13 protein-coding genes are annotated in these 25,635 nt (G+C 68.3%); 8 read left to right on the forward strand and 5 right to left on the reverse strand.

Annotated elements, in window-relative coordinates; translation table 11 throughout:
- The first annotated feature begins 117 nt into the window (after positions 1-117).
- The gene (locus ACTWPB_RS21475; RefSeq protein WP_446222366.1) at positions 118-1,197 is read left to right on the forward strand and encodes a class 1 fructose-bisphosphatase; all 1,080 of its coding nucleotides are present in this window, start codon (positions 118-120) and stop codon (positions 1,195-1,197) included.
- Positions 1,198-1,228: 31 nt separating this feature from the next.
- Here ACTWPB_RS21475 and ACTWPB_RS21480 read toward each other — a convergent pair whose 3' ends face one another.
- The 4 genes from ACTWPB_RS21480 to ACTWPB_RS21495 all read right to left on the reverse strand — a co-directional run bounded on the left by ACTWPB_RS21480 (position 1,229) and on the right by ACTWPB_RS21495 (position 4,389).
- The gene (locus ACTWPB_RS21480) at positions 1,229-1,582 is read right to left on the reverse strand and encodes a PLD nuclease N-terminal domain-containing protein (protein WP_378913687.1); all 354 of its coding nucleotides are present in this window, start codon (positions 1,580-1,582) and stop codon (positions 1,229-1,231) included.
- Between the two features lie 72 nt (positions 1,583-1,654).
- On the reverse strand, positions 1,655-2,890 hold the full coding sequence (gene dinB / locus ACTWPB_RS21485) for a DNA polymerase IV (RefSeq protein ID WP_446222367.1): 1,236 nt from the start codon (positions 2,888-2,890) through the stop codon (positions 1,655-1,657).
- Between the two features lie 33 nt (positions 2,891-2,923).
- Complete coding sequence (locus ACTWPB_RS21490; protein ID WP_446222368.1) at positions 2,924-3,397, reverse strand: flavodoxin family protein; 474 nt, start codon at positions 3,395-3,397, stop codon at positions 2,924-2,926.
- Between the two features lie 104 nt (positions 3,398-3,501).
- Positions 3,502-4,389 carry an RNA polymerase sigma-70 factor gene (locus ACTWPB_RS21495; protein ID WP_446222369.1) on the reverse strand — a complete coding sequence of 296 codons (888 nt, stop codon included), beginning with the start codon at positions 4,387-4,389 and terminating at the stop codon, positions 3,502-3,504.
- A gap of 81 nt (positions 4,390-4,470) precedes the next feature.
- Between ACTWPB_RS21495 and ACTWPB_RS21500 the strand changes: the two genes are divergently transcribed.
- The 7 genes from ACTWPB_RS21500 (at position 4,471) to ACTWPB_RS21530 (ending at position 8,776) form a co-directional block, all read left to right on the forward strand.
- Positions 4,471-4,602 (forward strand): hypothetical protein, encoded by a 132-nt coding sequence (locus ACTWPB_RS21500; protein WP_446222370.1) that lies wholly within the window; start codon positions 4,471-4,473, stop codon positions 4,600-4,602.
- 35 nt (positions 4,603-4,637) lie between these two features.
- On the forward strand, positions 4,638-5,015 hold the full coding sequence (locus ACTWPB_RS21505) for a BlaI/MecI/CopY family transcriptional regulator (RefSeq protein ID WP_446222371.1): 378 nt from the start codon (positions 4,638-4,640) through the stop codon (positions 5,013-5,015).
- A 67-nt stretch (positions 5,016-5,082) separates the two neighbouring features.
- Positions 5,083-6,195 (forward strand): winged helix DNA-binding domain-containing protein, encoded by a 1,113-nt coding sequence (locus ACTWPB_RS21510; protein WP_446222372.1) that lies wholly within the window; start codon positions 5,083-5,085, stop codon positions 6,193-6,195.
- A 49-nt stretch (positions 6,196-6,244) separates the two neighbouring features.
- Complete coding sequence (locus ACTWPB_RS21515) at positions 6,245-7,324, forward strand: NAD(P)H-dependent amine dehydrogenase family protein (protein ID WP_446222373.1); 1,080 nt, start codon at positions 6,245-6,247, stop codon at positions 7,322-7,324.
- Positions 7,321-7,800 (forward strand): carboxymuconolactone decarboxylase family protein, encoded by a 480-nt coding sequence (locus ACTWPB_RS21520; RefSeq protein ID WP_446222374.1) that lies wholly within the window; start codon positions 7,321-7,323, stop codon positions 7,798-7,800. Before ACTWPB_RS21515 ends, ACTWPB_RS21520 begins: the two co-directional genes overlap by 4 nt.
- 77 nt (positions 7,801-7,877) lie before the next feature.
- Positions 7,878-8,291 carry an NUDIX hydrolase gene (locus ACTWPB_RS21525; protein ID WP_378924499.1) on the forward strand — a complete coding sequence of 138 codons (414 nt, stop codon included), beginning with the start codon at positions 7,878-7,880 and terminating at the stop codon, positions 8,289-8,291.
- On the forward strand, positions 8,288-8,776 hold the full coding sequence (locus tag ACTWPB_RS21530; RefSeq protein ID WP_446222375.1) for a hypothetical protein: 489 nt from the start codon (positions 8,288-8,290) through the stop codon (positions 8,774-8,776). Before ACTWPB_RS21525 ends, ACTWPB_RS21530 begins: the two co-directional genes overlap by 4 nt.
- Before the next feature lie 50 nt (positions 8,777-8,826).
- On the opposite strand, the gene ACTWPB_RS21535 is transcribed toward ACTWPB_RS21530, so the two are convergent.
- Positions 8,827-25,629 (reverse strand): amino acid adenylation domain-containing protein, encoded by a 16,803-nt coding sequence (locus tag ACTWPB_RS21535; RefSeq protein WP_446222376.1) that lies wholly within the window; start codon positions 25,627-25,629, stop codon positions 8,827-8,829.
- Positions 25,630-25,635 lie beyond the last annotated feature (6 nt).

The following is a 25,635-nucleotide window of genomic DNA, read 5'->3' on the forward strand; positions in this document are numbered from 1 at the left end:
ACGGCCGATCAAGGCACGGCCCATGTTGCCGGGCGGGTTCACATTGATTGTGAGCGTGTTGTGAGCCATTCTGGAACGGGCAAGGGACACACCGGATTTCATAGGGGTTGTTGCCGGATGCCGAATGGACTGAAAACGCTTACTCGCTACACGATCGAGGAAGAACATCGGCATCCCGGTTCTTCGGGGGAGTTCTCCGCGCTGGTGAATGTGGTGGCCACGGCGGCGAAGATCATTGCCAATCAGGTGACGCGTGGGGCGATCATCGGGTCGGGGGTCGACGACGAGTCGTCGGTGAGTGGGCGGCTCGATGTGCTGACCGATGAGATCATGGTGGGGCAGACGCGGTGGTCCGGGCATTTATCGGGGTTGTTGTCCGAGCAGCACGCGACGGTGTTGCCCGCTGCTCAGCGGCGGGGCAAGTATCTACTGGCCTACGACGCGCTGGACGGGTCGAGCAACATCGACGTGAACCTGCCTGTCGGTTCGATTTTCAGCATTCTGCGGGCGCCCGAAGAGGTTGTCGCCGGCGCCGCGGAACCCGCCGAAACCGACTTCCTGCAACCGGGCGTGGAGCAGGTGTGTGCGGGGTTCACGCTGTACGGGCCCGCGACCATGCTGGTGCTCACCACCGGCAGCGGGGTCGACGGGTTCACCCTCGATCGCGAGATCGGGGCGTTCGTGTTGACCCACCCGCAGATGCGTATCCCCCAGGACACTTCGGGATTCGCGATCAATGCCGCCAATGAGCGGTTCTGGGAGCGGCCGGTGCGCCGGTACGTGCTCGAGTGCCTGGAGGGAGTGGAGGGGCCGCGCGGGCGCGATTTCAATATGCGATGGGTGGCGTCACTGGTGGCCGACACGTTCCACATCCTGACCAGGGGCGGGCTGTATCTGTACCCGCGAGACACCCGCAATCCCGCACTGCCGGGCCGGGTCTCGCTGTTATACGGGGCCAATCCGATCGCGTTCATCGTCGAGCAGGCAGGTGGGGCGGCGACCACCGGGCACGAGCGCATGATGGAGGTCCCCCCGGCCCAGGTGCATCAGCGGGTGCCGTTCATCTTCGGTTCGCGCAACGAGGTGTTGCGTATCGAGCGCTACCACCGGGAACCGGACGCGGGCAAGCGGTTCGACAGTTCGCTGTTCGGGACGCGATCACTGTTCCTGCCCGCCAAGCACGACCAGCGCACGTAGACGCGTGGCCGCCCGGTGCTTTTCGGGGTGATCAGGCCGGGTCCTGGTCGCGTTCTTCCTGTTGCCTGCGGGCCTCGCGACGCTGCTGTTCGGCGCGCTCACGCAGGCCGCGGAGGAAGGCCTCGTCGTCGTCGGGATTCGACGCGACCCGGCGGCCGGGGCGATCGTATTCACCGAACCGGGTATTGGAGGCAGGTCGTGACTCGCCGACGGGCCTACCCGCGAACAACCACAGCAGCGCGCCGATCGTCGGGATCAGGACGACGACGATAATCCATCCCATTTTCGGTAGGTGCCGGATGCCCGCGTCGGGGCTGGTGATGATGTCGACCAGGCAGTACACCCACAGGGCGAGAGTCAGAAAGCCGATGACGGCGTAAGGCATTCGGCGATTATTCCACGTCGGCTCGCACGGTGGATCCGTCGCCGACCGATTCGGGGAGCGCACCCGACACGGCTAGTCGGGCAGCAGTGGGACCGAGATCCCTTCGCCGCTGCGCAGGAGGGCGGCACGGGTGACGGCGGTGGAACCGAAGCGGCGGCGCAAGTCGTCGAGGGTGGCGTCGAGAGTGTTCTCGGCGCGTGCCTCCAGGGGCAGGGTGAGTTGCATGGTGTCGGCGTCGTCGAGGTTGGTCAGCGACAGACCGATCAGGGTGATGCCGCGTTCGGCGATGAGTGGTTGGGCAGTGTGCAGCAGAAGGCGGGCGGCGTGGCGGATCACGGCGGAGGCATCGGTGGCTTCGACGAGGGTGTGCGAGCGGGTGGCGCGGGTGAAATCGTCGAAACGTAAGCGCAGCACCACTGTTCGGCACACGCGGTCGGCGGCGCGCAGGCGGCGGCCGAGCCGGTCGGTGAGGCCGTCGAGGTAGGCGGCGATCTCCGCTGGCTCGCGGGGTCGTCGCCCGAGTGCGCGTTGGGCGCCGATCGAGCGCCGCCGTGTGCCTGTTTCCACGTGGCGTGGGTCGCGAGCCCACGACAGCGCGAACAGGTGACGGGCCGCGGCGGGACCGAGGATCGCGCGCAGATGGGGTTCGCCGAGTTCGGCGAGCTGGCCGATGCGGGTGATGCCGTTGGCGTGCAAGGTCGCCGAGGTGACCTTGCCGACGCCCCATAATCGCTCCACCGGTAGTGGATGCAGGAAATCGAGTTCCTTGCCCGGCTCGACGAGGCGTAACCCGTCGGGTTTGGCGACGGCGGAGGCGACCTTGGCGAGGAATTTGTTGCGGGCGATACCCACGGAGATGGGCAGGCCGACGCGCTCTGCCACCTGCGCCCGTAGCCGGTGGCCGATGTCGATCGGTTCGCCGCTGATCCGCCGTAACCCGCTGACGTCGAGGAACGCCTCATCGATCGAGATACCCTCCACCACCGGGGTGGTGTCACCGAAGACCGCGAAAACCGCCTTGCTCGCCTCGGCATAGGCCGACATTCGCGGCGGCACCACGATCGCGTGCGGGCACAAGCGCAGCGCCTGACCCGCGTTCATCGGAGTGCGGATACCGAACGCCTTGGCCTCATAACTGGCCGCCAGCACCACCCCGCCGCCCACGATGACCGGTTTGCCACGCAGCCACGGCTGATCACGCTGTTCGACGGAGGCGTAGAACGAGTCGAGGTCGGCGTGCAGGATCGAGGCCTCGGTGCGGGACTGGATACGCGGGCGACGTGGGGCGGCGGAATCGGACACGAACATATGTTCGCATCGGGGTATGACGAGTTCGGCCGATCAGGGTGTGGCGGTGGTCCTGGCCCGCAGGTTTTCGGCGAACGCGCGGGCGGCCGTGAGGTCGGTGGCGTCGGGGTGGCCTTGACGGATGCCGCCGACGAGGCGCAGCGGTAGCCAGGTGTCGAAGCCACGGCAGTCGAAGGCGTCGACCACGTCGAAACCCTTCTTTTCGATGTTGCGGGTCAGGGTGGTGACATACCGGCGAAACGGTGGTTCCGGGAATCCGCTGGTGCGGAACACGAACGCGGTGCCCTGGTGCCCGGCCGGCAGCGACGCGATGAATCGGCGCAGTTCCGGGTGGAAATCCATGTTGTAGATGCCCGAACCGAAGCCGACGAGGTCGCAGTCGGCGAGCTCGGCCGGATCGATGTCGGCGGGGGCGACGACCCGGCCACCGAGCACCTGGCTCATAGCCTCGGCGACGCGCTGGGTGTTGCCGTGTGACACCGACTTGCACACGAGGATGACCTTCATGGGGATGGTCCTTTCGTTCCGCTGCCTTGCTGGACACTCTCGGAGACACCGCTCGAAGGCTCAGCGTGACACGGCCGCGCTGTGTCCTGCGTCACAGTCTGTGGTCAGGGCAGGTCGGCGGCGATGTCGAGGGTGCGGAACACATCGATGGACCGCAATTTGTCGGGGTTGCGGATCGCGTAGAGGCCGGTGATGAGGTCGTCGGCCAGCTCGATCACCAGCACCGTGTCCAGCTCGCCGTTCGTCGATCGGGCGAGTACCGCGGGCTGCGCGTTGAAACTGCCGAATTCGACCGTCGCACCCGCCATCGAGTTCTGTGTCAGCCCGATCAGGAACCGCGCGACGGGCTCGGCGCCGATGATCGGGCGGCGTGCGGCGGAAACGCGGCCGCCGCCATCGGAGATCTCGACGACATCGGGGGCGAGCACCGCCATGAGGGCGCGCACGTCACCGGTGTGGGCGGCGAGCAGGAAACGCCCGATCACCGCACGGCTGGTATCGGAGTCGGGTTCGAAGCGGCGGCGCCGTGACGCCACGTGCGCGCGGGCCCGGTGGGCGATCTGCCGCACGGCCGTATCGGACTTGTCGATCATCTCCGCGATCTCGCTATGGCTGTGCCCGAACACCTCCGACAGGACGAACACCGCACGTTCGGTGGGGCCGAGAGTTTCCAGCACGAGCAACATGGCCATCGACACCGACTCCGCCAGCAACACATCGTGGCCCGCGTCGGGCGTGGTGCGGATCGGTTCGGGGAGCCAGGTGCCGACGTAGTCCTCGCGGCGGCGCCGCGCCGAGCGGAGATGGTTGATCGCCTGCCGGGTGACGATCTGCACCAGATACGCCCGCGGATGCGTCACCTCCGTCGCGTCGCGCCAGCGAAGATAGCTGTCCTGCAACACATCCTCGGCGTCGGCGGCGCAGCCCAGGATTTCGTAGGCGATCGTGAACAGCAGTGGCCGGAATGTGGCGAACGTGTCGAGCTCGGTCATCGGGCCACCGCTACGAACCTCATACGCCGATGATTCCGGGCGACAGCGAGTCGGCGCAACCGCGTCGCTGACATCGACGATGTGGTCGACCCGGTCGGCCCATTCCTGGACCGACAGGCGCCCGGCCTGGTCGAGCAGGAGCGGTTGCGCGATGCCGAGTACAGACAGGTGGCCATGCTCGCGACTCTCACCGCGGCAGTGCCGGTACTGTGAAGCCGGTTCGGGCAAGGTGAAGGAGTCGATCGGCGGTGCGTGGTTTCGGGGATCTCGAGGCGGTGCTGATGGATCGGCTGTGGGACCGCGATGTGGACACGACCACGGTGCGCGAACTGTTCGACGAACTCGCGGCCGAACGCGACATCGCCTACACCACCGTGATGTCGACCATGGACAATCTGCACCGCAAAGGCTGGCTGGCCAGGCAGCGCGAGGGGCGCGCGTACCGGTACTGGCCGACGATGACCCGCGAGGAACACAGCGCCCGGCTCATGCACGAAGCGCTCGGTGTCGGCGGGCGATCCGACCTCGTTCTCAACTATTTCGTCGACCGGATCAGCGAAGACGAATTCGCAGGACTGCGCGCGGCGCTGCGCCGTGTCGCCACGCGACGGACCGAGGCGAGCTAGCTCCACCGTGTCGCAGTGATCTGATCTGATGGGGACTCCAACGGGATCGGCCACGGGATGGGGACGCATGCTGAGTGTCGGATGGGATCAGGTGTTCGCCTGGCGGCTGGGTCGTCAGTTCGTCGCGGCACCGACCGCGGGCTCGGCCGAGGATGTCGCGACCAGGCTGGCCGGGGTCCAGGCGCAGGTCGCGTCGGCGGCGGAGATGGCGGTGGCGGTACGTAGTTCCGATTCCCGCGCACGCGGTGTCGGTGAGGCATTGGGTGCGGGCACGCTCATGAAGACATGGGCGATGCGCGGCACCTTGCACGCGATGGTGCCAGAGCAGGCCGCGGCGGCACTGTCACTGATCGGCTCGGCCCGCACGTGGGAGAAGCCGTCGTGGCAGAAGAGTTTCGGCGCGACTCCTGAGCAGGTGGCCGCCCTGGTAGAGGTGGTGTCGGGCATTCTGGCCGAACAGGTCCTGTCCCGTGACGAACTGGTCGAGGCAGTGCTCGCCGAACCCGGCTTCGCCCACCTCGGCGAGCAATTGCGGTCCGGGTGGGGTGCGGTGCTCAAACCATTGGCCTGGCAGGGCGCGCTGTGCCACGGTCCCGCGCGCGGCACCAAGGTCACCTTCACCGCACCGGCCCGCCTGACGCCCGGGTGGACGGGCATACCCGAACCCGACCTCGCCGCCTCGACAATGATCAGCTCCTACCTCGGCGCGTACGGTCCCGCGACACCGGAGGCGTTCGACGCGTGGCTCAGTCGTAACAGCGTGCGAAAAGCCGTGGTGCGTGGCTGGTTCGCGGCTATGAGCGAGGCGCTCACCGAGGTCGACGTCGAGGGCAGGATCGGCTGGATTCCGAGCGAGTTCGCCGACGATCTCGCCGCGGCGACTCTCGGCGACGACGTCTATCTGCTCGGCCCTTTCGACCAGTACGTGCTGGGGCCCGGCACCGCTGACACCGTGCTATTGCCCGCTGAGCACCGGTCGAAGGTGAGTCGGGCGGCGGGCTGGATCTCGCCGCTGGCGCTGGTCGACGGGCGGATCGCGGGCACCTGGGAACAGGTCGGCGATGAGGTCGTGGTGTCGATGTTCGACGGGCGCAAGCTCTCGAAGCGGGAGCTGTCCGGGGCGCTGGATCGGCTGGCCGAGGCGATCGGTGTAGGCGGGCTCGGCATCCGCGCGGTCTGAGATTTCAGATTTCCCCTCCGGCAAACCAAGCGCTTGCTACGGTGGCTCGATGATCCCCACGATCGTCTGGGGCACCGGAAATGTCGGCCGCGCGGCCATCCGTTCCGTGGCTGCCCATCCAGCGCTGGTTCTCACCGGGGTGCTCGTGCACAACCCCGACAAAGTCGGCCGAGACGCGGGCACGCTCGCGGGACTCGACACCCAATTGGGGGTCGCGGCCAGTGACGACATAGAGGCACTACTCGCCGCCGGTCCCCGAGCGGTGGTGTACGCGGCGTCCGGAGATATCCGCCCCGATGACGCGCTCGCCGATATCGTGCGGGCGATCCGCGCCGGCGCGGTCGTCGTCACCCCCGCGCTCTACGCCCTCTACGACCCGCGCAACGCACCGGCCGAAATGCGCGAGCCGGTACTGGAAGCCATTGCGGCGGGCGGTGGTTCGCTGTTCGTCTCCGGGGTGGATCCCGGCTGGGGCAACGATGTGCTGCCGCTGTTGATCAGCGGGCTCGGCGGCACCATCGACGTGGTGCGCTGCCAGGAGATCTTCGACTACTCCACCTATGACCAACCCGACTCGGTGCGCTACCTCGTCGGGATGGGCCAACCGATGGACTACCAGCCACCGATGCTGATGCCCAGCGTGCCGACGATGGTCTGGGGCGGCCAGATTCGGCTGATGGCAAGGGCATTGGGTGTCGAACTCGACGAGATCCGCGAAACCGTCGACCGTCGAGCCCTCGACGCGACAGTGGAGACCAAGCAGATGGGGGCCTTCGACGCCGGCACGCAGGGGGCGGTGCGGTTCGAGGTGCAAGGCATCGTCGATGGGCAGGCGCGCATCGTGATCGAGCATGTCACCCGCATTCACCCGAGCTGCGCACCGGACTGGCCCACACCACCCGACGGTGACGGTGCCCACCGGGTGATCATCGAGGGTTCGCCGCACATCGAGGTCAGCGTCGAAGCGACCGACGAGGGCGGCAATCGCGCGGCCGGCGGAAACGCTACGGCGGTGGGACGTTTGGTCAATGCCATCGACTGGCTGGTCGAGGCGCCACCGGGTCTGTACGACGCACTGGATGTGCCGCTGCGTGCTGCGGTCGGCAAACTCGGAAGGACACCACAATGATCATCGACATTCCCGAGGGCAAAGATCCCATCGGTTTCGTCTGGGGCGAGATGGTGCCCGGCATCGGGGTCGCCGCCGCGGCGTTCTCACTGTCGGTCTACGAGCACTCCACCCTCGGCCTGCGTGAATTCGAAGCGGCCCGGCTGCGGATCGCCCAGATCAACGGGTGCCTGTTCTGTCAGGACTGGCGCACCGAACGCGAAGGGCAGAAGGTCGAAGCGGAATTCGCCGATGCCGTCACCCACTGGCGTGAGACCGACCGGTTCGACGAACGCACCAGGCTCGCCGCCGAATACGCCGAGCGTTATGCCACCGACCATCACGGCCTCGATGACGAATTCTGGGCCAGAATGTTCGCGCAGTACACCCAGGCCGAGGTGGTGGAGCTGAGTATGAGCATCGGTTCCTGGCTGGCGTTCGGCCGCCTCAATCGTGTCCTCGGGCTGGACACCGTGTGCGTGCTGCCCGGTCACTGACCGCCGGATGCCGCATTCGCTCCGGCCACGCGCAGTTCAGGAACGCTGCGCGGTCTGCGCCCACTATGCTGCGGGCCGTGGTGGAACCTGCGCAACAGCAGCTCGTCGATACGGTGGCCTGGGTGCTGATCGAGAACGGTCGCATCCTGTGTGCCCGCCCACGCGGTAAGGACGTGTTCTTCATCCCGGGCGGTAAACGCGAGGGTGCCGAGACCGACCTGCAGACCCTGGTCCGTGAGGTCGCCGAGGAACTGACCGTCGAACTCGCGCCCGAGAGCGCCGTCCACGTCGGCACCTACGAGGCCGCGCTCGCCGACGGGCACCACGCTGTCGTCCGGATGGCGTGCTATACCGCCGACTACCGTGGGGTGCTCACGGCCAGCAACGAGATCGAGGCGCTGGCCTGGTTCGGGTTCGGCGACCGCGATCTGGTTCCACCGGTCGACCAGTTGTTGTTCGACGACCTCGCGGCGGCCGGGTCACTGCGGTGATCGGCGCGGTGGCACGGTCGGCGATCTATGAACTGCTGGCACTGCCACTGGCATTCACCCGCGTGCGGACCCGGCTGCGGGTACCGCGACTACTGCTGCGCGAACCTGTTGACGCCCAGAATGTTTCGCTCGCGCGGTGCCTGATCCAGTCGGTGCTGTCCGGGGGTGTCGGGCTCCTCGGCTGGTTCCTCGCGATGCTCAGCGTGCTGGTTCTCGTGCGCGGTCTGGCCTATCCGCTGGTCGCCGATGGTTACGAGAACTCTTGGGGCGGGCCCACCTTGGTGGGAGCGTGGGCGGTGCACGCGGTGCTCGGCGTGCTGATCGCGCCGGTGTTCGTCGGCATGATCGCCCTGTTCGGCCGGTTGCAGCTGCGGGTGACCCGGACGGTGCTCGGCGGTGACCGATCGTGGTGGGCGATTCCGATCGCCCTGGTCCTCGCGGCGTCGGGCGCGCTGTTCTTCGTGGCGTGGGTGCATCAGATCTGAGGGTGGGTCACTCAGGTGTCGCGTCATGGATACGCTGGTGGTCGGTTCGGCTAGCTCAGTTCCTCCCGCAACGTGTCGGCGATGACGGCGAGGGCCCGGTCCTCGGTGATCCGCCAATGGGTTGCGTCCACCAGATGGTTCTCGACAGCGCCGGTCACCGCCCCGGCCCAGGACGAGGCACCGGTGGTTCCGGTCGGATCACCGTCGGCCGCGGTGAAATAGGTGATGGTGCCGTCGAAACGGCGGGGGTGATAGGCGGCGTCGAGGGCGACGGAGGTGATCGCCGCGTCGACGATGCGGTCGATACGGGCGGGGTCGAGTGAAGCCTGCGGTGCGGCAAGTCCCAACAGTGTTCGGGTGAGTTGGTGAACGTCGACCGGTTCGGCCGCGTCCACGTAGTCGGCGCCGATGAACCCGCCGAGCAGGTCAGCGGCGGTCACGGTGGTCGCGACCGCCGTCGATGCCGACGACAACGTGCTGTCCAGCATGGCCAGCATCGCGACTTCCTCGCCGTCTTCCTGCAGCTGCACCGCCATGGCGTGGGCGATGACACCGCCCAGGGACCACCCGAGCAGGTGGTACGGACCTTCGGCCTGCACCGCGCGGATTTCCTCGAGGTAGAGCAGCGCCCATTCCTCGATCGAATCCGGAAGGGGCTCAGCAGAACTCAACGCGGGTGACTGGAGACCGTACAGCGCTCGGTCGAGGTGGGCCGCGAGGCCGCTGAACGACCAGGCGATGCCACTGATGGGATGGATGCAGAACAGGGGCTCGCCAGTACCCTCGGCGCGCAAGGGCAGGAGCACGTCGAAGGCGGCATCGGTACTCGCACTGTCGGTGCGCAACGCCGCGACGATGCCCGCCGGGGTGGGGGTGGTGAAGATCCAGGTGACCGGGATGGGGACGGCCGTGGCCGCACCGAGTTGGGTGGATAGTCGGGTCGCGCTCAGGGAGGTACCGCCGAGTTCGAAGAAGTGATCGTCCATGCCGACACGGTCCACCTGTAAGACGTCGGCGAAGATGTCGCAGACCGTGTGTTCGATGACCGTTTCCGGGGCGCGATAGGTGCCGGTGGCGAGTTCGGGGGCGGGCAGCGCCGCGCGGTCGAGCTTGCCGATGTGGGTCAGGGGTACTTCGTCGAGGACCATGATCGAGGTGGGGACCATGTGGCTGGGCAGGGCCCGGGCTGCCCACTGCCCGACGCTGTCCACGTCGACCTGTTGACCTGGTGCGGCGACGACATAGGACACCAGGACTGTTGCCCCGGCCTGGTTCTCGCGGCCGACGGTGACGGCGAAACCGACATCGGGATGGGAAGCCAGGACGGCGTCGATCTCCCCGAGTTCGATACGGAAACCGCGGATCTTGAGCTGGAAGTCGGTGCGGCCACGGTATTCGAGCTCGCCGTGTTCGCTCCAGACGGCGAGGTCGCCGGTGCGGTACAGGCGGGTGCCCGCGTGGAACGGGTTGGCGACGAAGCGTTCGGCCGTGAGGTCGGGACGGGCGAGGTAACCGGTGGCCAGCTGGGCGCCTGCCAGATACAGCTCACCCGGGACGCCCGCGGGAACCGGGCGTAAGTGTGCGTCCAGGACGTAGACCTGGCTGTTCCAGACCGGCGTGCCGATCGGGACAGTGGTCGTGTCGGCGGCGCTCACCCGGTGGCTGGTGATCGAAACCGCGGCCTCGGTGGGGCCGTAGACGTTGAACAGGGCGGTATTCGGTGCCACGGTGGCGAATCGGCGAGTCAGCGCGACCGGGAGGGCTTCGCCGATGGCCAGGACGCGGCGCAGTGACGGCGGGAGCGTTTCGGTGAGCAGGGTGTCGAGCATCGACGGCACGGCGTGCAGGGTCGTCACTTCTTCACGTCGCATCAGGTCGGCGAGGTACGCCGGATCCCGGTGGCCGTCGGGTGCGGCGAGCACCAGCCGGCCGCCACAGACCGCTGCCGACCAGAATTCCCAGACCGACAAGTCGAAGGTGGCGGCTGTTTTCAGGAGCACGGTGTCCTGTGCGGTGAGACCGAATTCGTCGGTCTTCCACCGCAACTGGTTGACGATCGCCGCGTGCGAGACGGCCACACCCTTCGGGCGGCCCGTCGATCCCGAGGTGAAGATCACGTAGGCGGTATTCGCCGGGCGCAAGGGAGCGCGGCGGTCGCGGTCGGCGACCGGGGCAGGGCTGTATGTCGACAGGTCCAGCTGCTCGATAGCAAGAACCGGGGTCGCCCTCACGGTATCGGGGCCAGGGCGGTTGCCTGCGGCGGAGCGTGGTGCCATCGGAAGGCTACTGCCCAGATCACCGGATGCTGCGGTGGTGCGGTCGTCTCCGCTGCTGCAGTAGACGGGCGAATCGGTGGCGCCGAGCCAGGTGTCGGCGCTGGTGAGGATCAACAGTGGTGCCGATGTGTCCACGATGTATTGGGTGCGTACCTGTGGTTGATCGGGATCGATCGGGACGTAGGCGCCGCCTGCGGTGCTGACTGCGTACATCGCGACGACCAGGTCGATCGATCGCCGCATCGCGAGTGCCACCCGGGTTTCCGGGCACACGCCTGCCGCGATGAGGTAGCGGGCCAGGCGGTTCACTCGGGCGTCCAGGTCTGCATAGGTCAGGCGCACATCGTCGGCGACGAGAGCTTCGGCATCCGGTGCCGAGGACACGGTGGCGTCGAGCATCGAGACGAGGGTGGTGGTCGGATCTGCTTGTCGCGCGGTGTGATTCCAGGTGTCGAGGATCTGGACTCGTTCGGCGGGGGCGAGCAGATCGATGGTGTGCAGCGGTGCGCCGGGGTCGGTGACCACCGCGGTGATGAGGCGGGTGAGCCTGGTCAGGAAGCCTTCTACCGTGGCCGCGTCGAACAGATCGGTGGCGTAGGTGCAGTAGCCGGTGATGCCGGCGGGAGAACCCTCGGCGGTGTAGCGGTCGGCCAGGATCAGGTGCAGGTCGAACTGGGACAGCTCACGGTCGAGCTCCACCGACGACACGCTCATGCCGGGCAGCTCCATCCGCACCTCGGCCAGATTCTGGAACGACAGCCCGACCTGGAACAGGGGGTGGCGGGCGGTGGAGCGGGCGGGGTTGAGCACTTCCACGAGCCGCTCGAACGGGATGTCGGCGTTGGCGAAGGCGGCCAGGTCGGTTTCGCGTTGGCGGGTCAGCTGTTCGGCGAAGCTCGCACCGGCATCGACGCGGGTGCGGAACACCAGAGTGTTGACGAACATGCCGATCAGGTCGTCGAGGACGGCGTCGCCGCGGCCTGCGACGGGGGTACCGATGGCGATGTCGGTGGTGCCCGACAGCTCGGCGAGAACCACCGCGAGGGCGGTGTGCACGGCCATGAACAGGGTCGCGCTGTGAGTGCGGGACAGTTCGGCGAGCGCGGCGTGCGTGGCGGTGTCGAGGGTGAACGGGACTCGGCCGCCCGCATAGGACTGGATCGCCGGTCGTGGCCGGTCGCGGGGTAGTTCGAGCTGGTCGGGCAGGTCTGCCAGGGCTTGCTGCCAATAGGTGAGCTGGGCAGCCGACATCGAAGTGGGGTCGGTTTCGTCGCCGAGCAGGGTTTGCTGCCAGATCGCGTAGTCGGCGTACTGCACGGGCAACGGTGCCCAGGTGGGGGCATTTGCTCGCGTGCGCGCGGTGTAGGCGAGGACAAGGTCGCGGGTGAGGGGGCCACCGGAGAAGCCGTCGCCTGCGATGTGGTGCACCGCCATGGCCAGGACGTGGTCATCCGGGCCCAATTCGAACAGGGTGGCGCGCAGCGGGACCTCGGCGGTGACGTCGAAGACTGTCGAAGCCAGTGCTGCCACGGCGGTTGTCACGTCTTCGTCGCTGACGTCGGCGGTGTTGCAGGTCCGGGGGCCGTCGCCGGTGCCCTCGGACGCCGAGCTGCCGTCCCGGGCGATCGTGGTGACCTGGAGGCGTGGCACGTTCGGGTGGTCGATCGGCAAGACGATCTGCGCCGGTGCGTGGTCGACGGTCGGATAGACCGTGCGCAGGATCTCGTGGCGTGCGACGAGATCGGTGAATGCCCGCCGCATCGCGGTGGTGTCGAGCGCGCCGGTCAGGCGGAGCACGACCGGAATGTTGTAGGCGGCGGTCCCGGTGTCGAAGCGGTTGAGGAACCACATCCGCTGCTGGGCGGGTGAGAGAGGGATGTGGGCCGGTCGCGGCCGCGCCCGCAGGGCGGGGCGATGGGCCGCGCGGGTCAATCCGGCGATCTCGCGTGCGCATTCGGCGACGGTGGGTGCGGCGAACAGCACACGCACCGGCACCCGGATGTCGACCGCGGCGCTCAGGCGTGCAGTCAGGCGGGTGGCGAGCAGTGAGTTGCCGCCCAGATCGAAGAAGTTGTCGTCGGCACCGACGCGTTCGGCACCGAGCACCTCGGCGAACACCTCGGCGACCGTCCGTTCCAGCCCGGTCGCGGGCTCGCGGTAGGTGCGCGTCGCGAATTCCGGTGCGGGAAGGGCATTTCGGTCGATCTTTCCGGCGGCCGACAACGGGATGCGGTCCAGGACGACGACGGCTGCCGGGACCATGTGCGCGGGCAGCATCGATGACGACCACCGTGCGATGGCGCCGGGATCGATGTCGCGGCCCGTCACATACGACACCAGCGCGGTGTCACCGGCGGGATTCTCGGCGCCGACGGTGAGGGCGAAACTCACCTGCGGGTGCCGCAGCAGGACGGCGTCGATCTCGCCGGGTTCGATCCGGAAACCGCGGATCTTGATCTGGAAGTCGGTGCGGCCCAGGTACTCCAGCTCATAGGTGTCGCCGTGCACCCAGCGGACGAGGTCGCCGGTGCGGTACATGCGTTCGCCGGGGCCGGCCCACGGGCAGGCGACGAAACGGTCGGCGGTGGCGGCGCTGCGGCCGCGGTACCCGCGTGCGAGTGCGGGACCCGCCAGGTACAGCTCACCGGTGGCGCCCACCGGAACCGGATGCAAGCGGGCGTCGAGGACGACGGCACGCATGCCCGGCACGGGGCGACCGATGGTGACGCGGTCCCCGGCACGCAATGCCGAGTAGGTCGCGCCGATGGTTGCTTCGGTGGGACCGTAGCCGTTGAGGAAGCTGCGGCCCGGTTGCCAGGTGGCGAGGAGTTCGGGGGTGGTGGCTTCGCCGCCTGCCGACACGCACTGGAGGTCGGGCAGGGCGGCCGGATCCAGGGTGCTCAGCAGGGCGGGGGTGATGATCGTGTGCGTCACCTGTTCGGTGCGCAGCAGGTCGTCGAGGTCAGTGCCGCCCAAGGTGTCCGGTGGTGCGATGACCAGAGTGGCGCCACGGTGGAAGGCGGTGCCGAGTTCCTCGATCGACTGGTCGAAGCTGGGCGAGCAGACGTGCAGCATGCGGTGGTCGTGACGCAGGCGCATCAGGGCTGCCGAGTGGGCGACGAGGGCACCCAGTCCCGCATGGGTGACTGCAACGCCTTTGGGGGTGCCGGTGGAGCCGGAGGTGTAGATCACGTAGGCGATGTTGTCGCGGCGCAGGGGTGCTCGGCGGTCGCGATCACGCACCGGGGTCGACGAACAGGCGGCGATGCGGCCCCGCACGGTCGGCTCGTCGAGGATCAACCAGCGCAGGGATCCGGGGAGTCCGTTCGCCCTGGCCGCGACGGTGAGGCCGATGGTCGCGCCGGAGTCGTCGAGCATGTGACGGACACGGTCTTCGGGGTAGTTCGGATCGACCGGGAGATACACGCCACCGGCTTTGGCGACGGCCCAGAAGACCAGGATCGACTCGTAGGAGCGCGGGATGGCCGAGGCGACCACTGTTTCCGGGCCGATCCCCTCGGCGACGAGGACCCGGGCCAGGCGTGAGGAGTCGGCGTCGAGGGTGCCGTAGGTGTAGCTGTTCGCGTTGTCGCGCACGGCGATTCGATGCTGGCCGTAGCCGGTGCCACGCACGAGCAGCTCGGGCAGGGTGCAAGTGGTCGAGGAGGTTGTGCCGTCGCCGAGGTGGGTGAGGAAGGTGTACTCGGCGTGGTCGGACAGGGGAAGGTCGCCCGCCGGGGTGCGCGGGTGGGCCGCGATGGCGGTGAGCAGCCGGACCAGGCGCCGGACGAAGGTACCGGCCTCGTGGTCATCGAAAAGGGTTCGGGCGAACGACAACTCGATTGTCATGCTCGACCTTGCCTCGACCACCGTCACGGTGAGCTCGCCGGCGGACTCGGCGTCATCGCCCGGCAGGCGACGCCGTGCATCGGAACCGGCCTCGGTCACCGCCATGGCGAGGACGCCGTCGGGCAGGTGGGTGTCCGAACTCGCCGATGAGCCGGCGGATTCGCGCGTCGCCGAGTTGCCGGAGTGGATCTCCAGCGACACCTGTCCCAAGGAATGGGGCTCGACGCCGAGCAGGTCGGCGAAGTCCGCGAGCGGGATTCCCGCATGGGCCAGCGCCCGGGACTCGGACTCGTGTGCTTGGGTGAGCAGCTCGAGGAACGGTGCCGTGGGATCGATGGCGTTGCGTAGCAACAGATCAGGAGTGCAGGTTCTGATCACGATGTCGTCGGAAGCGGTGAGTCGTGCGAGCAGCACGGCCAAGGCTGTGCGGACCAGTGACTGCCAGCTCACGTTCGCGGTGTCGGCGAGTCGGCGAAGGTCGCGGTGCACCGTCGCGGGAATCGCGACCTGGGTGCGACTGTGCGGATTGGTCTGGTCGTTTTCGCGGCGATCGGCCGGGGCGAGCGAGCTCGCGGGCCCACGGTCGCGTTGTGTGGGCGACACTGGGTGGTCTGTGGGCAGGGTCAAGCGGGTGGGTAGGTCGGCCAGGGTTCGGCGCCAGAACCGGGAACGCGTGATCGGGTCGGTGGGGTCGGCGGCGAGTTGTTCGGCGATGGTGGCGGCGGGGGTGTTCGGCGTCGCGACGAGGTGGTCGATGGCGGTGCGGAGCCGGTCGGTGATCGCCTGCGCGACAGCGTCGGAGACGAGGTCGCGGCGGTACTTGATCTGTACCTGGGTGCGGGCACCGAGGAAGACCAGGACCGTGATCGGGTAGTGGGTGTGGTCGGCGCCCTGCAGGTCGTCGATGCTCAGATTGTCGAGTGCGCCGCCTGCCTGTTGGAGGCCTTCGACGTCGACGGGGTAGGACTCGAAAGCGAGCATGGTGTCGAAGAGTTCGCCGAGTCCTGCGACGCGCTGGATAGCACCGAGGCCGAGGTGGTGGTGGTCGAGCAGGGAGGCCTGTTCGGCCTGGACGGCGCGGACCAGGTCACCGACGTTGCCTGCGGGATCGATGCGCACACGCACCGGGACCGCGTCGACGAACAGGCCGATCATGTCGCCGACGCCGTCGAGCTGCGGCGGGCGGCCGGAAACGGTGGCGCCGAACACGACATCGTCGCGTGCGGTGCTCGCGGCGACCACCAGGCCCCAGGCCGTTTGGAACACGGTGTTCGCGGTGACCTCGGCGGCCGCGGCGAAGCTGGTCAGTTCCGATGTGCGCGCGGCGTCGAGGTCGAACTCGCACAGGCCGTAGCCGTTGCCGGTCGCGGGTGGCCAGGTCAGCTCGGGGACGATCATGGTGGTGCGAACCCCGTCGAGGACCTCCGACCATGCGCGCTCGGCGGCGGGGCGGTCCTGGCGGGTGAGCCACTCGAGGTAGTCGCGGTAGGGACGCACCGGCGGTAGCGGGGTCGCGTCGCCGTGGGTGGCGTAGAGGACGAGCAGTTCCTTCATCAGCAGCGGCATGGACCAGCCGTCGAGGAGGATGTGATGGCAGGTCAGGACGAGGTGGCTGTGCCCGGAACCGGTGGTGTACACCGTGAATCGCAGCAGCGGCGCGATCGTGGGGTCGAAGCCGGCTTGCTGATCGGCGGCGAGCAGGGCGGGCAGCTCGGCATCGGCGGCTTCGACGATCCGCAACGGCGCTTCCACGGCATCGGCGACGAGCTGGACCGGGGTGCCATCGGGTGCGGTGACGAAGGCCGAGCGCAGGTTGGCGTGCCGGTGCAGCACGGTCGCGGCCGCGTGGCGTAGCCGGTCGGTGTCGAGCTCGCCGGTCAGTTCGGCCATGAGCTGGATGACGTAGGCGTGGACCGACTCGTCCAGCATGTCGTCCAGCGCGAGCAGCGAGTGCTGCAACGGCGATAGCGGCAGCACCTCCGACAGGCCCGGATGGGTTCGGCGCCAGGTGTTGAGGTCGGTTTGCGAAACCTGTACCAGCGCAACGTCGGACGGGGTGAGCCCGCCCGCGCACGGGTGGCGGGTGTGGTCGGCGAGGGCGGTGAGCCAGCTCGTCCAGTCCTCGGCCAGTTCCTCGACCTCGGACTCGGTGAGGATGCCGGTGGCGTAGCGGAAATTCGCCCGCAGTTGCAGACCCGTGTCGGTGGTGACGGCGATCGCGTTGATGTCGAGCGCGGTGTGCGCGGGCAGGGCCGGGTCGTAGTCGACTTCGATATCGCCGAGATCGGCGGTGGGGAGCCACGCGGCGTCGCCGGTGGGTTCGGCTGCGGTGGTCGCGCGACCCAGATAGTTGAAACCGATCTGGCCGATGTTGCCGGACACCAGGTTTCGGGTTTGCGGGTCGCGGCGCAGCAGGCCGAAGCCGATGCCGTTGCCGGGCACAGCCAGGAGCTGCTCCTTGACGGTGCGCACTGTCGCGGCGAGGGCTTCGTCGTCGAAGGTCGCCGGCGTGACGGCGCTGAGATCGAGGGCGACGGGGTAGACGGTGGTGAACCAGCCGACGGTGCGGGTCAGGTCCGCACCGGGTACGGCGTCCTCCTGGCGGCCGTGGCCTTCGAGTCGCAGTCGCAGCGTGGGAGAGTCGATACCGCGACGCGCACGCCAGACGCGCACGGCCAAGGCCAGCGCGGCGAGCAGGGGGTGGTCGGCGCCCGCCCGGTATTGCGCGGGCAGGGTCGTGAGGAGGGCTTCGGTGATCTCGGTCGGTATCTGCACCGTGATCGACCGCATCGTCGCCTCGGTGTCGAAGCGGCTGTCGACCGCGCGGGCGCCGAGCAACGGGTCGGGGGTGGCCAGGACCTGCTGCCAGTGGTCGAGTTCGGCGGTGCGGTCGGCGGTGGCGAGACCGTGCGCCCAACGGCGGAACGAGGTGCCGACCGGCGGCAAGGCGACCTGTTGACCTGCCGCGTGCTGGGCCCACGCCACGACGAGGTCGGGTAGCAGGATTCGCCAGGAGACGCCGTCGATCACGTAGTGGTGGGCGGCCACCGCGAGAACATCGCGTGCGCCGTTCCTGCGGATCCAGGTGAAGGCGATCATCCGGGCTTCGGCAGGATCCAGCGCTGAGAGAGCTGAATCCAAAGCGGTGCTGCCGATTCGGGTCAGCGCATCCGGCGCGGTCGCAGGGTCGCCGGGGGAGAGTGATGTTACGGCCTCGAACGCCGAGTTCGTTGCCGCGCTTCCCGTTCGGGCACCAGCGTCCGACGCTGATTGTGGGGCTTCGATCTCGGTGATCAGCGAGTCCACATCGATCGCGTGGGGTGGCAGGACCGCCAACCGCCAACCGTCGCCGTCGCGTCGCAGGCGCGAGCGCAGCATGTCGTGGTGGCGCAGGACCGCGGCGATGGTTGTCTTCAGGCCCGCACGATCGATGTTTTCGGGTAGTGCCAGGACCATGGTCTGGGCGAAGCGGTCACTCGAACCGGTGGTCAGGAACTCGGCCAGTACCGGCGTCACCGCGACCTCGCCGATGCCGCCGCCGGGCAGTTCTGCCAGCACGGGCGCGTTCGGGCTGTCGAGGGCGGCGATATCGGACAGCTTTGCCACCGTGCGGTGTTCGAACACGTCACGGGTGCTGAAGACGATGCCTGCCGTGCGGGCCAGCGAAACCAGCTGGATCGACAAGATGCTGTCGCCGCCGATCGCGAAGAACGAATCGTGCACACCGACCCGGGGCACGCCGAGGACACGGGCGAACAGCTCGGCCAGGAGGGTTTGCATCGTGCCCGTCGGCGCGGCGGCGGGCTCCGTTGCGATGGCCGGTTCGGGCAGGGCATTGCGGTCGAGTTTGCCGTTGGAGGTCAGGGGCAGCTTGTCGAGGACCACGATCGCGGACGGCACCGCATGCGCGGCCAGGCGGTCTGTGGCGTACTCGGTGAGCGCGTGGGGGTCGGCCGAATGATCCTGTGCCGCGAGCACATAGGACACCAGCGTTGTCGATCCGGCGGGGGTCTGCCTGCCCACGGTCACCGCGAACTCGACGTCGGGGTGACTGACGAGCACGGCATCGATCTCACCCGGTTCGATCCGGAAACCGCGCACCTTCAACTGGGTGTCCGCGCGGCCGAGATAATCGATGTCGCCGGTGTCGCGCAGGCGCACCAGGTCGCCCGTGCGGTACATGCGGGTGCCGGGCGCACCCCACGGGTCGGGGACGAATCGGGTCGAGGTCGTCGTCGGCTGATTGCGGTAGCCGCGTGCCAGCGCGCGACCGGTCAGATACAGCTCACCGGTGACGCCCGGCGGCACCGGGTTCAGGCGGGCGTCCAGGATCATCGCGTGCGTGCCCCGCACGGGTTTGCCGATCGAGATGGGTTGTCCGGCAGTGAGTTCGGCGTAGGACGAGATGATCGTGGTCTCGGTGGGACCGTACCCGTTGAGGTAGCGGCGACCGGGCTGCCATTTCGCGAGCAGTTCCGGGGTGGTCACGTCACCGCCGACAGACAACGACTCCAGTGCGTCCAGTCCGGCCGGGTCGAGGGTGCCGAGGACGGCGGGGGTGATGATGGCGTGGGTGACGGACTCGGCGGCCAGCAGGTCCGCGAGTTCGACGCCGCCCGCGATATCGGACGCGACGACGACCAGCGTCGCTCCCGTGGCGAAGGCGCACAGCCATTCGAGGACGGAAGGATCGAACCAGGGGGCGCAGATGTGCAGGATGCGGTGGCCGGACTCGAGGTGGTAGCGGTGTATCGCCTCGTCGACCAGCGCTGCCAGACCGGCGTGGGTCACGGTGACGCCTTTGGGCAGACCCGTGGAGCCGGAGGTGTAGATGATGTAGGCGGGATGGTCGATGCGCAGGGGCGAGAGGCGGTCGGCGTCGGTGATCGGCGTCGTCGGGTGGGTGGCGGAAACGCGGTCGAGGTCGTCGGGTGTCAGCCAGGCCAGATCGTCGGGCTGGTCTTCGAGGTACGCGCCGGCGGTGATGCCGAGTGTCGCACCCGAGTCGCTGACCAGGTGCTGGAGGCGATGCGCGGGATTGCGTGGGTCCATCGGCACGTACACCCCACCTGCGGCGGCGATGGCGAGTGCGGCGGCAACCATGTCGTATGACCGCGGAAGGGCAACGGCGACAGCGACTTCGGGACCGACGCCACGGGAGATCAGCGCGCGGGCCCATCGGGCGGTCCGCTCGGTCAGTTCCCGATAGGTGATCGAACGGCCCGCGTGCCGCACGGCGATCCGGTCATGGCCCAGTGCGTTGCCACGCGCGACCAGGTCGGGGAACAACGCGGTGGGGGTGACGGTGTCAGCGTCGCGCACGGTGATGCTCGCTGCTTCCACGGCGCTGAGCACCGTGAGGTCACCGGCAGGGCAACGGGGGTGCTCGATCGCATTCGTCAGCAGGCGAACCAGCCGTTGTGCGAACAACTCGACCGTTGCCCGGTCGAACAGCGCACTCGCGTAGACGAACTCGGCGGTAATGGCACCGGTAGGGCTGTCGCTGTCGGCTCGTCCCACAGCGGCGACACCGGGCCGGTGGTCAGCTGCGGCGCCCGATCGTCGATGGTCGAGATGGCTGCCACCTGCACAGTCGGCGCGGGCAGAGCTCGGGGCGCGCAGCGACAGCACGAGGTCGCGCTCCAGGAGGTTCGGGCATTCGTCCGGCACCAGCGTGACCCGCACCAATGGCTGCGCCGCATCGCCGACAGCCCCGACACTCGACATCTTGTGCGACAACCTGTTTCGCGCGAATGCCCGCTGGGCAACGGTGGTCGCCTCGGCCAGCAGTTCGTCGACCGGGGTGGCGCCGCACACCGGCAGTCGCAACACCCGGTGGGCATCCGGAGACCGCGGGCACGGGGTGTCGATCGCGATGTCTTCGGTGTTGGACAGTCGGGCCAGCAGCACCGCGAAGGCTGTGTGCACGAGGCTGAAGACTGTCGTGTCGCGGGAATCGGCGAAGGCCCGCATTCGGTGATGGAGTTCGGTGGGGATCTCGAAGCAGACGCGGGCGTCGGCTGACACGGGAGTCGCGGGGCGGGCGCGATCTGTCGGGAGGTTCAGTTCCGCAGGGAGGTCCGCGAGGACAGCACGCCAATAGGTCGACTCCGCGATCGGGTCGTTGCGCTGGTCGAGGGTGTCCAGCAGCCGCGCGGCGGTGTGGTCCGGTGTGTGGACGAAGGCGTCGAGGGTGGCACGCAGGCGGTGCGCGAGGGCTTCGGCTATGCCGCGGTCGATCAGGTCGAGCCGGTACTGGACACCGACGCGGATCCCGTCGCCCACCTCGACACCGACTGCCACCGGATAGTGGGTGGCGTTGGCCGCTCGGACATCGACGATCTCGAGGCCGTCGACAGAGCCGTGCGCCCGCCGCATTCCCTCGGTGTCGACGGGGTAGGACTCGTAGGCCATCAGCGTGTCGAACAGCTCGCCCGTGCCTGCGGCCCGCTGGATCTCGGCGAGGCCGAGGTGATGACCGTCCAGCACGGCGATTTGTTCGGACTGTAGCTGCGACAACATGTTGCGCAGTGGTTCGGTTTTGTCGAAGTGGACTCGGACGGGGATGGTGTTGGCGAAGAGTCCGACCATGCCGTCGACACCGTCCAGCTGCGGTGGGCGGCCCGAGACCACCGCACCGAACACGACATCGCCGCGACCGAACACACCGGCCAGCACCACACCCCACGCCGCCTGGAACAGGGTGTTGACCGTGACGTCGTTGGCCGCGGCGCAGACCGCCAATTCCTCGGCCTCGGCCGGTGACAGCTCGACGGTGCACATCCCGTGCCCCTCGGTCGTCTCGGCCGGTGCCGTGACCGCGGCGGTGAGCAGGCTCGGCTCGTGTCCGGACAGCGCTTCGCGCCAATTCCGCACCGCGGCGGAGCGGTCCTGGTCGGCGAGCCAGGCGAGGTAGTCACGGTAGGGGCGCACGCGCGGGAGCACCGCGGGGGCGCCGTCGGTGGCGTAGCAGAGGAGCAGTTCGCGCATCAGCAGCGGCATCGACCAGCCGTCGACCAGCAGGTGGTGCGCGGTCAACACCAGGTGCATGCCGTCGGCGCGGCGGTACAGGGTGAAACGCAGCAGCGGCGCGACGGAGAGTTCGAAACCGATCCGCGCTTCGGCGGCCAGGAACTCGTCGGCGTCGGCACGGTCGGTGTCGACGATCCGCCACGGCACCGTGACACCCTCGGCCACGAAACCGACCGGAGTACCCGTGGCCGACGAGCCGAAGGCCGTGCGCAGAATCGCGTGGCGGTCGAGGACCGCTTGGGCTGCTCGGCGCAGGCGGCCGGTGTCGACCTCGCCGGTCAGCTCCACCGCGAGCTGGACCAGATACGGGTCGGCCGCAGACACCTGCGCGAGGAACATCAGCCCGAGCTGCAATGGTGCCAACGGCAGCACATCGGTCAAGCGCGGGCGTTCGCGATGCCAGGTGTCGAGTTCGGCCTGGGTGACCTGGACCAGCGGCACGTCGGCCGGGGACAGCCCACCCGCTGCCGGATCGCGCAGGTGGTCGGCGAGGATCGACAAGGCCGCTGTCCAGCAGTCGGCCAGTTCCCGCACCGACGCCTCGTCGATGATCCCGGCGGCATAGGAGAACGACGCGCGCAGTCGCAGCCCGGTGTCGGTACCGGTGGCGAGGGCGTTGATGTCGATGACGGCGGCAGCGGGCAGGGCGGGGTCTTGTTCCGCGACGGGCTCGCCCCAGTCGGCGGTGGGTAGCCAACTGTGGTCGGCGCCGGCCACCTCGCCGGCGGAAACACGTCCCAGGTAGTTGAAGCCGACCTGGCCGAGGGAGCCATCGAGCAGCGCGGCGGAATCCGGGTCCAGCTGGCGCAGCATGCCGAAACCGATGCCCTTGTGCGGCACCGCGCGGAGCTGTTCCTTGATCGCCTTCATCACGGCGGCCGTGGCATCGCCACCGTGCCAGGCGGCTTCGTTGTCGACCCCGCTCAGATCGAGCGCGACCGGATACATGCTGGTGAACCAGCCGACCGTGCGGGTCAGATCGGCACCGTCGACCGCGGATTGTTCGCGGCCGTGACCTTCCAGACGGACTCGTGTCGCGGGTGCGTCGACATCACGTCGGGCCCGCCACGTGCGCACGGCCATGGCCAAGGCGGCGAGCAAGCCGTCCTCGGCGCCGGCGCGATACCTCGTCGGCAGGTCGGTCAGGACCGCCTGGGTGATGTCGGCGGGCACTTCGACGCTGATGGATCGCACCGTGGACGCGGTATCGATGGGGCCGAGCCGACGATCGCCCAGCAGCGGGTCGGGCACCGACAATGTCTGCTGCCAGTGGTCCAGTTCCTCGCGCCTGCTCGTCGCCGCGTCGGTCAGCCCGTGCGCCCATCGACGGAACGACGTGCCGACCGGGGGCAAGACGACCCGTTGACCGGCCTGGGCCCACGCGGCGACCAAGTCCGACAACAGGATTCGCCACGAAACGCCGTCGATCGCCGCGTGGTTCGCCGCGACGATCAGCCCGTCCGGGCCGTCCTCGCGGGCGAGCCAGGCGAAGCCGATCATCCGGTACGCCTGCGGATCCAGCGACGCGAGCACCGAATCCATCGCGCTGTCGGCGATGTCATCGAGCCGGTCGGTGCCTGACGGGACATCGACGCGGATGAGCAGGTCGTTCACATCCACCGCACCTGGCGGCAGTGCGTGCAGCTCCCACTTTCCCTCGACCCGGCGCAGACCGGCACGGAGCATGTCGTGGTGATCGAGCACCACGGTGAGGGTGTCCACCAGGGCGTCTCGATCGATACCGGCAGGCAGGGCTAACACCATCTGCTGGGTGAACCGGCCGAACACACGACCACCGGCCAGCGAGGCGGCCAGCACCGGCGTCAACGGCATCTCACCGACACCACCGCCGGGGAGTTCGGTCAAGGTGGGCGCGGACTCCGCACCCAGCACCGCCACCCGCGCCAACCCGGCAACGGTCCGGTGCTCGAACACCGCCTGTGGGGTGAAGGAAATGCCGGCAGTGCGCGCTCGCGACACGAGCTGGATGGACAGGATGCTGTCGCCGCCTGCGGCGAAGAACGAATCCTCGGCACCGATCTGCTCCAGACCCAGGATCTGAGCGAACAGTTCGGCGATGGCGGTCTCGACCGGCCCCTCGGGCGCACGGGAGCCGACCGCACCGAAAACCGGTGTGGGCAGGGCATTTCGGTCGAGTTTGCCGTTGGGGGTCAACGGGATTTCGTCGAGGGTCATCAGGACCGTCGGCACCATATGGCTGGGCAACGACGTGCCGACGAAGCGGGCTACTTCCTCGGTGTCGATCGAAAGCCCGTGCCGGGCAAGCATGTACGACACCAGGACGGTCGCGCCCGAGTCTGCTTTCGTGCCAAGGGTGACCGCGTACTCGATGTCGGGGTGGGCGGTGAGGGCGACGTCGATCTCGCCGAGTTCGACACGGAAACCGCGGATCTTCACCTGGAAATCGGAACGGCCCAGGTACTCGAAATCGCCGTCCACGGTGCGCCGGACCAGGTCGCCGGTCCGGTACATGCGGGAACTGCTGAAGGGTGAGGCGACGAATCGTTCGGCGGTGAGAGCGGGCCTGCCCTGGTAACACTGGGCCAGTGCCGGACCGGACAGATACAGCTCACCGGCCACGCCCACAGGGACCGGGCGCAGGCGCGAATCCAGCACTGTCGCACCGACGCCGGCGAAGGCCGAACCGATCGTGATGAGCTGGCCCGGCAGTAGTTCTGTCGTGCCGGTAGCGAGAATGGTGGCCTCGGTGGGGCCGTAGCCGTTGAAGAAGGCGCGGTTCACGGCCCAGCGGTCGACGAGGGTCGGGCCGAACGCGTCGCCCGCGACGACTACCACCCGCAGCGCTTCGAGGTCGTGCGCGTCGACAGATTCCAGCGCCGCCGGGGTGATCAGCAGGTGGGTCACCCGTTCGCGGCGGAGCAGCTCGGCGAGTTCGGGGCCGCCGAAGACGGTCGGCGGTGAAACCACCAGCGTGGCACCGGAATTGAACGTCAGCAGCAGCTCGAGTACGGAGACGTCGAAGTTCGGCGAACACACGTGCAGGACCCGGTCGCCGCTGTCGACCCCATAGCGTTGCCTGGCGGCCGCGACCAGGGCGCCCAGACCGGTGTGGGTGACGACAACACCCTTGGGCCTGCCCGTCGAACCCGAGGTGTAGATGACATAGGCCGGGTGCTGATCGGTCAGCGGGCGGACTCGGTCGAGGTAGGAGATCGGGTGGGCGGGGTGCGCCGCGATGCGGTCGCGGTGGGCCGTGGCGTCGATATCGAGCCACTCCACGGATTCGCCGAGGGTGTCCCGATGTGCCGTGCAGGTGAGTCCGAGGATTGTGGCGGAGTCTTCGAGGAGGTAGGCGATCCGCTCCGCGGGCAGCGCCGGATCGACGGGGACGTAGGCGGCACCGGTCTTGGCCACGGCCCACACCGCCGCCACCGATTCGATCGAACGGGTGAATCCGAGCGCGACGACATCGCCGGGGCCGATCCCGCGCTCGAGCAGATCTCTGGCCAGTTGCGAGGAGTACTCGTCGAGCTGGGTGTAGGTGAGTTCGCGGCGTTCACCGTCGACGGGCGAGTAGGACACGGCGACGGCGTCGCCCGCGGTGTCGACCGCCGCGGTCAGCAGCTGGGTGAAGAGAGGAGTACTCGACTTTCGGTTGCCTCGACCGCGCGGCGCACGACGAGCTTCACGTGGAGAGGTGCGCACTTCACGCATTCGAGT

The sequence above is a fragment of the Nocardia sp. IBHARD005 genome, from assembly GCF_052814245.1.

Bases quoted from the DNA above. Each gene is read 5' to 3' on its own strand.
- ACTWPB_RS21480 (WP_378913687.1), bottom strand. From the start codon at position 1,582: ATGCCTTACGCCGTCATCGGCTTTCTGACTCTCGCCCTGTGGGTGTAC.
- ACTWPB_RS21495 (WP_446222369.1), bottom strand. From the start codon at position 4,389: ATGACCGAGCTCGACACGTTCGCCACATTCCGGCCACTGCTGTTCACG.
- ACTWPB_RS21490 (WP_446222368.1), bottom strand. From the start codon at position 3,397: ATGAAGGTCATCCTCGTGTGCAAGTCGGTGTCACACGGCAACACCCAG.
- dinB (WP_446222367.1), bottom strand. From the start codon at position 2,890: ATGTTCGTGTCCGATTCCGCCGCCCCACGTCGCCCGCGTATCCAGTCC.
- ACTWPB_RS21520 (WP_446222374.1), top strand. From the start codon at position 7,321: ATGATCATCGACATTCCCGAGGGCAAAGATCCCATCGGTTTCGTCTGG.
- ACTWPB_RS21535 (WP_446222376.1), bottom strand. From the start codon at position 25,629: ATGCGTGAAGTGCGCACCTCTCCACGTGAAGCTCGTCGTGCGCCGCGC.
- ACTWPB_RS21515 (WP_446222373.1), top strand. From the start codon at position 6,245: ATGATCCCCACGATCGTCTGGGGCACCGGAAATGTCGGCCGCGCGGCC.
- ACTWPB_RS21510 (WP_446222372.1), top strand. From the start codon at position 5,083: ATGCTGAGTGTCGGATGGGATCAGGTGTTCGCCTGGCGGCTGGGTCGT.
- ACTWPB_RS21475 (WP_446222366.1), top strand. From the start codon at position 118: ATGCCGAATGGACTGAAAACGCTTACTCGCTACACGATCGAGGAAGAA.